The following is an 11,814-nucleotide window of genomic DNA, read 5'->3' on the forward strand; positions in this document are numbered from 1 at the left end:
CAATTTGAATTAATAAAAATTCTCTATAATTTCTCTAATATTAATAAGATTTTGTATTTTTGCCGCCTGATTACCATAGCGGTAGTCTTTACATAAAAATCATTTAAATAAATATTGGAATGTATTTAACACCAGAATTTAAAGAAGAAATTTTTGCAAAACACGGAAAATCTAAATCAGATACCGGTTCTGCAGAAGGACAAATTGCATTGTTCACTCATCGTATTGAGCATCTATCAGGACATCTTAAAACCAACCATAAGGACTACAATACAGAACGTTCTTTGGTAATGTTAGTAGGAAAAAGAAGATCTCTTTTAGACTACTTAATGAAAAAAGATGTACTAAGATATCGTGCAATAGTAAAAGAATTAAAATTACGTAAGTAATAATTGAATGGGGCTTTATGCCCCATTTTATTTTTATGAATTAAAAGTTCTGAATTCATTTCAGAAAAAATAGAAAAGCTACCTATTGGTTTTTCATTGGTCAAGTACCTTTGTTCTTTGAATTTACACTTACAAAAAACAAACTATCTTTTGTTTGAATGAAAGAGGAAAATTAAGCATAGCTATGGTTTCTTTTTATCTTGAAATACAAGCAGAAAAGAATAAATTTATGTAAGTAATTTCATAGAATAAGTGGTATAACTACACACAACAACACAACCGCTTTCGATCAAACTGTTCGAATGATGACCAAAGTATAATCCGTCTGCTCATTGCAGACAAAAAAACAATGTATGATTCCAAAAGTTTTTAGAGAGGTCATAGACCTTGGTGATGGAAGAGAAATTTCTATCGAAACAGGAAAATTAGCAAAACAGGCACATGGATCTGTAGTAGTACAATCAGGTAAATGTATGATGCTTTGTACTGTAGTTTCAAACTACGAACAAAAAGACTTAAATTTTCTACCCTTAACGGTAGATTACCGTGAAAAATTTGCAGCTGCCGGACGTTATCCAGGTGGTTTCTTTAAAAGAGAAGCTAGACCTAGCGACGGTGAAGTATTAACAATGCGTTTAGTGGATCGTGTATTACGTCCTTTATTCCCAAAAGATTATACAGCTGAAACACAAGTGATGATTCAGTTAATGTCTCACGATGAAAATGTAATGCCAGATGCAATGGCAGGATTAGCGGCTTCTGCTGCAATTCAATTATCAGATTTCCCATTTGAATGTGCTATCTCTGAAGCTAGAGTTGGTCGTGTAAATGGCGAATTTGTTATTAACCCAACACGTGCTCAATTATTAGAATCTGATTTAGATATGATGATTGGTGCTTCTGCCGATTCAGTAATGATGGTAGAAGGTGAAATGGATGAAATTTCTGAAGAAGAAATGGCTGATGCAATTAAATTTGCACACGAAGCTATTAAAGTTCAATGTGCTGCTCAATTAAGATTAGCTGAAGCATTTGGAAAGAAAGAAGTTCGTGAATATGACGGGGAAAGAAAAGAAGATGATTTAGCTAAGAAAATTCATGACATGGCTTATGATAAAGTGTATGCTATTGCAAAAGCTGGATCTGCTAAACATGAAAGAACTGCTGCATTTAAAGAAATTAAAGAAGATATTAAAGCAACGTTTTCCGAAGAAGAAATGGAAGATTACGGTGGTTTAGTTTCTGATTATTACCGCAAAGCTGAAAAAGCTGCAATTCGTGATCTTACCTTAAATGAAGGATTACGTTTAGATGGTCGTAAGACTGACGAAATCAGACCAATCTGGTGTGAAGTTGATTATTTACCTTCAACACACGGTTCTTCTGTATTTACTCGTGGAGAAACTCAAGCATTAGCTACAGTTACTTTAGGAACTTCTAGAGATGCAAACAAAATAGATATGCCATCTCATGAAGGTGAGGAAAATTTCTATTTACATTATAACTTCCCTCCTTTTTGTACAGGTGAAGCTAGACCAATTCGTGGAACCTCTCGTAGAGAAGTTGGACATGGTAATTTAGCACAACGTGGTTTAAAAGGAATGATTCCTGACGATTGTCCTTACACAGTACGTATAGTATCTGAAGTTTTAGAATCTAACGGTTCATCTTCTATGGCTACTGTATGTGCAGGAACTATGGCTTTAATGGATGCTGGAGTGCAAATGAAAAAACCAGTTTCTGGTATTGCAATGGGATTAATCTCAGATGCTGATTCTGGAAAGTATGCGGTATTATCTGATATTTTAGGTGATGAAGATCACTTAGGAGACATGGATTTTAAAGTAACGGGTACTGCAGATGGTATCACGGCTTGCCAAATGGATATTAAAGTAAAAGGATTATCATACGAGATTTTAGTTAACGCGCTTCAACAAGCACGTGCTGGTCGTTTACATATCTTAGAGAAATTGACTGAAACAATTGCTGCACCAAATGCAGATGTTAAAGATCATGCTCCTACCATGGTAACAAGACGTGTTCCTAACGAATTTATTGGAGCCTTAATTGGACCTGGTGGAAAAGTGATTCAGGAAATGCAAAAGGAAACTGAGACGACGATCGTTATTAACGAAGATCCAATAACTGAAGAAGGAATTGTTGAAATCTTAGGTGTTGGAAGAGAAGGTATTGATGCTGTTATGGCAAAAATAGATTCTATCTTATTTAAACCAGACGTTGGGAGTATATACGAAGTTAAAGTAATCAAGATGTTAGATTTTGGTGCGGTAGTTGAATATTTGGATGCTCCAGGAAACGAAGTATTATTACATGTTTCTGAGTTAGCTTGGGAACGTACAGAAAATGTTAGCGATGTAGTAAACATGGGTGATGTTTTTGACGTGAAGTACTTTGGTATTGACAAACGTACTCGTAAGGAGAAAGTATCTCGTAAAGCGATCTTACCAAAACCTGAAGGTTTTGTAGAGAGACCACCAAGAGACGATAAGCGTTCTGGTGGACGTGATAGCAGAGGTAGAGATAATCGCGGACGTGATAACAGACGTGACGATAGAAAGCCTAGAGAAGATAAGAAAGAAGAATAATTTTTTAATTCTTACTATATTTAAAAGCCCATCAAATTTTTGATGGGCTTTTTTTTATATCTTTAATTATTCTATTTTAATTTCAGGAATTAAAAACAGTTACTATTTAACCTGTTGACAAAAACTTATGCAATGTATTGCATCTTTCGCTTTTTGACCTGCAGCATAGGCATCTTCCATTGCTTGGATTTCGACCCTAACCTTATCCATATCAATAACTTCCTTAACTTCCTCTTTTTCTTTAGTTGCACAGGCTGAAAAAATTAAAGCTGTAAATACTAAAAACCCAAATAATCTAATGTTTGTTTTCATAATAGTTATGTTTTATGTTGATTTGAGAAGCAATACACAACTTAAGCATGGGGTAAATCTTTAATTTCTATTTTTATAAATTAATTGTCCAAAAAAAACGCTAACATCTGTATATAACACATAGAGTTCTAAAATTTAAATACTGCTAGAGAAAAAAATAAAACGAAATTGATTTTTGCCTCATTAAATTACAGCTTCAGAAGTTATAAATGGCAAGTAAACCTTTTGACTAACCGCGTTAAGGATTGAGCAATTGTTGAAGCACATCTCTGATTGCGACTTGTGAAAGCCTGACGTTTTTAAGCTTTTTTACTTAAAAAGGGAACGATCACCCTTTTGGCTTTACAAAAGGCGCTTATTTAAAGTGTAGGTATTATACAAAACAATACATATTTGCTAGAAGTACAAAAGGAGATAACTTATTTAAACCAAAAAGCCACCCCAAATTGAGGTGGCTTTTAAAATTATTATAAATCATTTGTTTGGTAACAAATTACCTATTTAAAAATACACTTAATACTATGCTTAAGCTTTGAAACATTTATTGTCTAAGCGAACTAGCTTTAATTGATTCAGCTCTATCAGCTGCACTCATTATACTTTGATTTTGTACTTTTTTAGAAGTAGCGCGATCTGTATTTTGTTGACCTGGTGGTATTGATGAACAAGTACCTGAGAATTTGTACACACCATCACCTACTTGATTTTCCCAAGTAATACCATTATCACCAGACCATATATGATTAGCACCTATAGGAGCAGCTGCTGTATTAAATCCCCAATAACTAGTACCTGCATCACTATTAGAAACCTGTACCGCTACCCAATAGGTAGTAGTAGTACCTGCTTGTCCTAAAAGGGTAGGTTGAGTTAAATCAAAAGTTACTTCGTTAACATCAAGCCCAAAGTTACTACCTATATTCACCTCAGAAGTAGGAGCTAAAGTTTCTGTGCTTAATAAAGCACCTGGTATACCAGCTACATCGCTATATATTGATACATCTGCAGAAAGTACTACTGCTCCAGGGCCATTAAAACTTTCAATAACTATTTGAGTTAAATCGAAATTTTCATCAGCAGCTACAATAACATCATTAGCAACAACCCAACTTTGTTGTACATTATAACCTCTAGCGTTATCAAAAGCATTTGTTAAAATTTCTTGCTCACAATCAGCACCAGGAGGAGAAGTACACGTAATATCTAAACCGTAGTTTCCAGTTCCAGCACTAAACGCTTGTACAGATACTAATACATCTGAACCATCTGTAGTGTAAATAATCTCAGATTGAAGACCACATGAATCATCTAAGTTGAATAACTCAACTCCACCACATGCATCATATATAACTAAACGAGAATCGTAAGTAGTTAATCCACCACAAAGTGAAACAGTAACTTCTGCACCAGCAACTAAACCAGTAAGAGAATACCATACGTCAGGGCCATAAAATCCATCATCGTCAGTAGCAGTATCAGTATTTCCAGTATAAGAACCTCCACAAACAGCAGCTTCTGCCGTAGCACAAGTATCATTTGCTGGAGCTGCAGGAGCACAAGTTACATCACTAGTAAAAGTACCAGTAAAAGAACCGTGGTTACCAGAAACTAAAGACCAAGTACCAGCAGCTTCAGAACAGTCACCTACATTATCGTAGGTATGAGTTCCATTCCATGCAACAACGTTAGAACCAAAAGTTCCACCACCATCTATATCACAAGTAGTAGTAGCACCACCATCAACACATCCAGATTGAGAACCACCATTGCTTAAGATAACTCCTACGTCTACCATAGCAGTCAAAGAATCATCTGCAGATCCATCACCTACATAAATAAAACTTAAAGTACCAGTATCACCAGTAACTAATAATGGGTGTGCAGCACAATCATCACAAGCTAAAACTCCAGTAATAGGCACAACAGGTGCTCTAGAAGTTTCATGAGCAGCAATAGCTCCAGAAGTAATACCTTTGTATACTACATCAGATATTTGAACATTTGCTCCATCTAAATCAGCACTTAGTTTAAAAGATGCCATAATAGAAGAAGAACTAAATGCTAAGTTTTGAACTTCAGCACCAGCTTCAATTGTTCTGTCTGCGATAAAATTAATTTTTTGTCCAGAAGTTAATTTTAAAGTTGCTACACCTACATTGTTTGGTGTAATGTTAATTTCTAAAATACCTCTTTCTAAGGTACCTTGAGTTGTAAAAACTCCTTTATAGACACCCATGTTGGTATCGTCATACTGTGCAAGAGTCGCCGACAAGTCTGCCGAAGAATCTGCTAATTCTACATCTTTAGTACATGAAAGCACTAAAACAGATGCAAATAATAATAAAAATAATTTTTTCATAATTAGTTATAGATTAGGGATATTTATAAAATGCTTACTCTATTAAAGGATTTTCAGCTTCCTCCTCTTACGTTAAAATTAGATGAATTATTTTGTTCCAAAAAAAAAAATAGACGAACTACCTACTTATTGGTATGAAGTGTCTTTTAAAATATATATTTAACAAATATTTAACATTTAAATGCTCTTGGAGAGAAAAAAATAAAAAAAAATTGATTTTTGCCTCATTAAATTACAGCTTCAGAAGTTATAAATGGCAAGTAAACCCTTTGACTAACCGCGTTAAGGATTGAGCAATTGTTGAAGCACATCTCTGGTTGCGACTTGTGAAAGCCTGACGTTTTTAAGCTTTTTTACTTAAAAAGGGAACGATCACCCTTTTGGTTTTACAAAAGGCGCTTATTTAAAGTGTAGGTATTATACAATACATATTTGCTAGAAGTACAAAAGGAGATAACTTATTTAAACCAAAAAGCCACCTCAAATTGAGGTGGCTTTTAAAATTAATATAAATCACTTGTTTGGTAACAAATTACCTATTTCAACTTACGCTTAATAGTAAGCTTAAGTTTAGAAACATTTATTGTTTAAGAGTACTAGCTTTAATTAATTCAGCTCTATCAGCTGCACTATCCATATTTTTATTTTGTACTTCTTTAGAAGTAGAGCGATCTGTATTTTGCTGACCTGGTGGTATTGGTGAACAAGTACCTAAGAATACGTACACACCTTCACCTCCAGGAAGAATCCAAGTAGCACCATTATCACCAGAAGATGCATGACCAACACCTATAGGAGCAGCTGCTGCATTAAATCCCCAATAACTAGTACCTGCATCACTATTAGAAACCTGTACCGCTACCCAATAGGTAGTAGTAGTACCTGCTTGTCCTAAAAGGGTAGGTTGAGTTAAATCAAAAGTTACTTCGTTAACATCAAGCCCAAAGTTACTACCTATATTCACCTCAGAAGTAGGAGCTAAAGTTTCTGTGCTTAATAAAGCACCTGGTATACCAGCTACATCGCTATATATTGATACATCTGCAGAAAGTACTACTGCTCCAGGGCCATTAAAACTTTCAATAACTATTTGAGTTAAATCGAAATTTTCATCAGCAGCTACAATAACATCATTAGCAACAACCCAACTATTTTGTACATTATAACCTCTAGCGTTATCAAAAGCATTTGTTAAAATTTCTTGCTCACAATCAGCACCAGGAGGAGAAGTACACGTAATATCTAAACCGTAGTTTCCAGTTCCAGCACTAAACGCTTGTACAGATACTAATACATCTGAACCATCTGTAGTGTAAATAATCTCAGATTGAAGACCACATGAATCATCTAAGTTGAATAACTCAACTCCACCACATGCATCATATATAACTAAACGAGAATCGTAAGTAGTTAATCCACCACAAAGTGAAACAGTAACTTCTGCACCAGCAACTAAACCAGTAAGAGAATACCATACGTCAGGGCCATAAAATCCATCCTCGTCAGTAGCAGTATCAGTATTTCCAGTATAAGAACCTCCACAAACAGCAGCTTCTGCCGTAGCACAAGTATCATTTGCTGGAGCTGCAGGAGCACAAGTTACATCACTAGTAAATGTTCCAGTAAAATTACCATAGTTACCAGAAGCCAATGACCATGTACCAGAAGCATCAGAACAATCTGAAGAAGTATTATAAGTATGTATACCATTCCAATCAACTACATTAGCTCCAATTGTAATTCCTCCAGAAATTACACAATCCATTTGAGCTCCAATAGGTGTACAAGAAGCTTGATTTCCTGTTCCATTAACAACACCACCAACATCAGCTAACCAATTAACACTGTCATCACCCGTACCATCTCCTACAAAAACGATACTAAAAGTACCCGTATCACCTGTTTCTAAAAAAGGATGAACATCACAATCATCACAAGCTAAAACTCCAGTAATAGGCACAACAGGTGCTCTAGAAGTTTCATGAGCAGCAATAGCTCCAGAAGTAATTCCTTTGTATACTACATCAGATATTTGAACATTTGCTCCATCTAAATCAGCACTTAGTTTAAAAGATGCCATAATAGAAGAAGAACTAAATGCTAAGTTTTGAACTTCAGCACCAGCTTCAATTGTTCTGTCTGCGATAAAATTAATTTTTTGTCCAGAAGTTAATTTTAAAGTTGCTACACCTACATTGTTTGGTGTAATGTTAATTTCTAAAATACCTCTTTCTAAGGTACCTTGAGTTGTAAAAACTCCTTTATAGACACCCATGTTGGTATCGTCATACTGTGCAAGAGTCGCCGACAAGTCTGCCGAAGAATCTGCTAATTCTACATCTTTAGTACATGAAAGCACTAAAACAGATGCAAATAATAATAAAAATAATTTTTTCATAATTAGTTATAGATTAGGGGTATTTATAAAATGCTTACTCTATTAAAGGATTTTCAGCTTCCTCCTCTTACGTCAAAATTAGATGAATTATTTTGTTCCAAAAAAAAAAATAGACGAACTACCTACTTATTGGCATGAAGTGTCTTTTAAAATATATATTTAACAAATATTTAACATTTAAATACTGCTAGAGAAAAAAATAAAAAAAAATTGATTTTTTACCTCATTAAATTACAGCTTCTGAAGTTATAAATGGCAAGTAAACCTTTTGACTAACCGCGTTAAGGATTGAGCAATTGTTGGAGCACATCTCTGATTGCGACTTGTGAAAGCCTGACGTTTTTAAGTTTTTTTACTTAAAAAGGGAACGATCACCCTTTTGGCTTTACAAAAGGCGCTTATTTAAAGTGTAGGTATTATACAAAACAATACATATTTGCTAGAAGTACAAAAGGAGATAACTTATTTAAACCAAAAAGCCACCCCAAATTGAGGTGGCTTTTAAAATTAATAAAAACATTTGTTTGACAACAAATTACCTATTTCAAAATACGCTTAATACTATGCTTAAGCTTTGAAACATTTATTGTTTAAGCGCACTAGCTTTAATTGATTCAGCTCTATCAGCTGCACTCATTATACTTTGATTTTGTACTTTTTTAGAAGTAGCGCGATCTGTATTTTGTTGACCTGGTGGTATTGATGAACAAGTACCTGAGAATACGTAAACACCATCACCTGTAAAAGAGGCAGTATCCCATGTAGCACCACCATCAGGTGAAAATGCATGACCAGCACCTATAGGAGCAGCTGCTGCATTAAATCCCCAATAACTAGTACCTGCATCACTATTAGAAACCTGTACCGCTACCCAATAGGTAGTAGTAGTACCTGCTTGTCCTAAAAGGGTAGGTTGAGTTAAATCAAAAGTTACTTCGTTAACATCAAGCCCAAAGTTACTACCTATATTCACCTCAGAAGTAGGAGCTAAAGTTTCTGTGCTTAATAAAGCACCTGGTATACCAGCTACATCGCTATATATTGATACATCTGCAGAAAGTACTACTGCTCCAGGGCCATTAAAACTTTCAATAACTATTTGAGTTAAATCGAAATTTTCATCAGCAGCTACAATAACATCATTAGCAACAACCCAACTATTTTGTACATTATAACCTCTAGCGTTATCAAAAGCATTTGTTAAAATTTCTTGCTCACAATCAGCATCAGGAGGAGAAGTACACGTAATATCTAAACCGTAGTTTCCAGTTCCAGCACTAAACGCTTGTACAGATACTAATACATCTGAACCATCTGTAATGTAAATAATCTCAGACTGTAATCCACATGAATCATCTAAGTTAAATAACTCAGCTCCACCACATGCATCATATATTACTAAACGAGAATCGTAATCAGTTAATCCACCACAAAGTGAAACAGTAACTTCATCACCAGCAGTTAAACCAGTAAGAGAATACCATACGTCAGGACCATAATTTCCATCCTCGTCAGTAGCAGTATCAGTATTTCCAGTATAAGAACCTCCACAAACAGCAGCTTCTGCCGTAGCACAAGTATCATTTGCTGGAGCTGCAGGAGCACAAGTTACATCACTAATAAATGAACCCACAAAGAAACCATGGGTAGAAGTTAAAGTCCATCCACCAATAGCTTCAGAACAATCACCTACATTATCGTAGGTATGTGTACCATCCCATGCAATATCGTTAGATCCAATAACAGCTGCACCAAAAATAGTACAAGACGATGTTCCGTCTCCATTATCACCACATCCAGATTGTCCACCTGAAGCAGAAACGATAACTCCTACATCAGCTAAAGCTGTAATCGTGTCATCGGCAGAACCATCGCCTACATATAATAAACTAAAAGTTCCAGTATCACCTGTAACTAATAATGGGTGTGCAGCACAATCATCACAAGCTAAAACTCCAGTAATAGGCACAACAGGTGCTCTAGAAGTTTCATGAGCAGCAATAGCTCCAGAAGTAATTCCTTTGTATACTACATCAGATATTTGAACATTTGCTCCATCTAAATCAGCACTTAGTTTAAAAGATGCCATAATAGAAGAAGAACTAAATGCTAAGTTTTGAACTTCAGCACCAGCTTCAATTGTTCTGTCTGCGATAAAATTAATTTTTTGTCCAGAAGTTAATTTTAAAGTTGCTACACCTACATTGTTTGGTGTAATGTTAATTTCTAAAATACCTCTTTCTAAGGTACCTTGAGTTGTAAAAACTCCTTTATAGACACCCATGTTGGTATCGTCATACTGTGCAAGAGTCGCCGACAAGTCTGCCGAAGAATCTACTAATTCTACATCTTTAGTACATGAAAGCACTAAAACAGATGCAAATAATAATAAAAATAATTTTTTCATAATTGATTATAAGTTAGTTATATTTATGAATGCTTACTCTATTAAAGGATTTTCAGCTTTCTCCTCTTGCGTTAAACTTAGATGAATTCTTTTGTTTCAAAAAAAAAATTAGATGAACTACCTACTTATTGGTATGAAGTGTCTTTTTCAAGATATCTATTTAAGTTACCTCTAACATTTAAATGCTCTTGGAGAGAAAAAAATAAAACAAAATTGATTTTTTACCTCATTAAATTACAGCTTCTGAAGTTATAAATGGCAAGTAAACCTTTTGACTAACCGCGTTAAGGATTGAGCAATTGTTGGAGCACATCTCTGATTGCGACTTGTGAAAGCCTGACGTTTTTAAGTTTTTTTACTTAAAAGGGAACGCCAAAAAAATAAACTTAAATCTTTTTGTAACATTTACTTATGTTTTTGCGTATAATAATATAGGCAAGTGAAAAAACTACTTGTATTCTTAAATGAGACAACTTAAAATTACCAAGCAGGTTACTAACAGAGAAACCGCTTCATTAGACAAATATCTTCAAGAAATAGGAAAAGTTGACTTAATTACCGCAGACGAAGAAGTAGAGTTAGCACAACGAATTAAAGCTGGTGATCAACTTGCTTTAGAAAAATTAACGAAAGCGAATTTACGTTTTGTTGTATCGGTAGCTAAGCAATACCAGAATCAAGGATTAACACTTCCTGATTTAATTAATGAAGGAAATCTTGGTCTTATTAAAGCAGCGCAACGTTTTGATGAAACTCGTGGTTTTAAATTTATTTCATATGCTGTTTGGTGGATTCGTCAGTCGATTCTACAAGCATTAGCAGAACAGTCAAGAATTGTACGTTTGCCACTTAATAAGATTGGTAGTATCAATAAAATAAACAAGATGTTTGCTTACTTAGAGCAAGCACATGAACGTCCACCTTCTGCTGAAGAGATCGCAAAAGAATTGGACATGACGATAAATGATGTAAAAGAGTCTATGAAAAACTCTGGCCGTCACGTATCGATGGATGCTCCTTTAGTTGAAGGAGAAGATTCTAACCTATACGATGTACTTCGTAGTGGAGAATCTCCAAATCCAGATAGAGCCTTATTACACGAATCTTTGCGTACTGAAATTGAACGAGCATTAGAAACACTTACTCCTCGTGAAGCAGATGTAGTACGTTTATATTTTGGTTTAGGGGAACAACACCCAATGACTTTAGAAGAAATTGGCGAAACTTTTGATCTTACTCGTGAGCGTGTAAGACAAATTAAAGAGAAAGCGATTAGAAGATTAAAGCATACGTCTCGTAGTAAAATCTTAAAAACATACTTGGGATAATTTAACTCCCTTTAC

The 11,814-nt window shown here is 34.9% G+C and carries 7 protein-coding genes; 3 read left to right on the forward strand and 4 right to left on the reverse strand.

Features of this window, described 5'->3' with window-relative positions; all coding sequences use genetic code 11:
• The first annotated feature begins 119 nt into the window (after positions 1-119).
• Positions 120-389, forward strand: coding sequence for a 30S ribosomal protein S15 (gene rpsO / locus ABXT64_RS02915; RefSeq protein WP_443633889.1), 270 nt, complete (start codon positions 120-122; stop codon positions 387-389).
• 353 nt (positions 390-742) lie between these two features.
• Positions 743-2,995, forward strand: a complete 2,253-nt coding sequence (locus ABXT64_RS02920; protein ID WP_443633890.1) for a polyribonucleotide nucleotidyltransferase — start codon at positions 743-745, stop codon at positions 2,993-2,995.
• Between the two features lie 102 nt (positions 2,996-3,097).
• On the opposite strand, the gene ABXT64_RS02925 is transcribed toward ABXT64_RS02920, so the two are convergent.
• The 4 genes from ABXT64_RS02925 to ABXT64_RS02940 form a co-directional block, all read right to left on the reverse strand.
• A complete protein-coding gene (locus ABXT64_RS02925) occupies positions 3,098-3,307 on the reverse strand; it encodes a hypothetical protein (RefSeq protein ID WP_443633891.1) in 210 nt (69 codons plus the stop codon).
• Positions 3,308-3,848: 541 nt separating this feature from the next.
• The gene (locus ABXT64_RS02930; protein WP_443633892.1) at positions 3,849-5,666 is read right to left on the reverse strand and encodes a hypothetical protein; all 1,818 of its coding nucleotides are present in this window, start codon (positions 5,664-5,666) and stop codon (positions 3,849-3,851) included.
• Between the two features lie 580 nt (positions 5,667-6,246).
• Positions 6,247-8,064 (reverse strand): hypothetical protein, encoded by a 1,818-nt coding sequence (locus tag ABXT64_RS02935; protein WP_443633893.1) that lies wholly within the window; start codon positions 8,062-8,064, stop codon positions 6,247-6,249.
• A gap of 583 nt (positions 8,065-8,647) precedes the next feature.
• On the reverse strand, positions 8,648-10,471 hold the full coding sequence (locus ABXT64_RS02940; RefSeq protein ID WP_443633894.1) for a hypothetical protein: 1,824 nt from the start codon (positions 10,469-10,471) through the stop codon (positions 8,648-8,650).
• 464 nt (positions 10,472-10,935) lie between these two features.
• Between ABXT64_RS02940 and ABXT64_RS02945 the strand changes: the two genes are divergently transcribed.
• Entirely contained in the window at positions 10,936-11,799 is an 864-nt protein-coding gene (locus ABXT64_RS02945) for a sigma-70 family RNA polymerase sigma factor (RefSeq protein WP_443633895.1), read from the forward strand.
• The last annotated feature ends 15 nt before the right edge of the window (positions 11,800-11,814 follow it).

Source organism: Candidatus Marifrigoribacter sp. Uisw_064 (assembly GCF_047730175.1).
GTDB lineage: Bacteria > Bacteroidota > Bacteroidia > Flavobacteriales > Flavobacteriaceae > Marifrigoribacter.

What these genes read in the sequence shown, in the direction of transcription:
- rpsO (WP_443633889.1), top strand. Translation starts at nt 120, where the DNA reads ATGTATTTAACACCAGAATTTAAAGAAGAAATTTTTGCAAAACACGGA.
- ABXT64_RS02920 (WP_443633890.1), top strand. Translation starts at nt 743, where the DNA reads ATGATTCCAAAAGTTTTTAGAGAGGTCATAGACCTTGGTGATGGAAGA.
- ABXT64_RS02925 (WP_443633891.1), bottom strand. Translation starts at nt 3,307, where the DNA reads ATGAAAACAAACATTAGATTATTTGGGTTTTTAGTATTTACAGCTTTA.
- ABXT64_RS02930 (WP_443633892.1), bottom strand. Translation starts at nt 5,666, where the DNA reads ATGAAAAAATTATTTTTATTATTATTTGCATCTGTTTTAGTGCTTTCA.
- ABXT64_RS02935 (WP_443633893.1), bottom strand. Translation starts at nt 8,064, where the DNA reads ATGAAAAAATTATTTTTATTATTATTTGCATCTGTTTTAGTGCTTTCA.
- ABXT64_RS02940 (WP_443633894.1), bottom strand. Translation starts at nt 10,471, where the DNA reads ATGAAAAAATTATTTTTATTATTATTTGCATCTGTTTTAGTGCTTTCA.
- ABXT64_RS02945 (WP_443633895.1), top strand. Translation starts at nt 10,936, where the DNA reads ATGAGACAACTTAAAATTACCAAGCAGGTTACTAACAGAGAAACCGCT.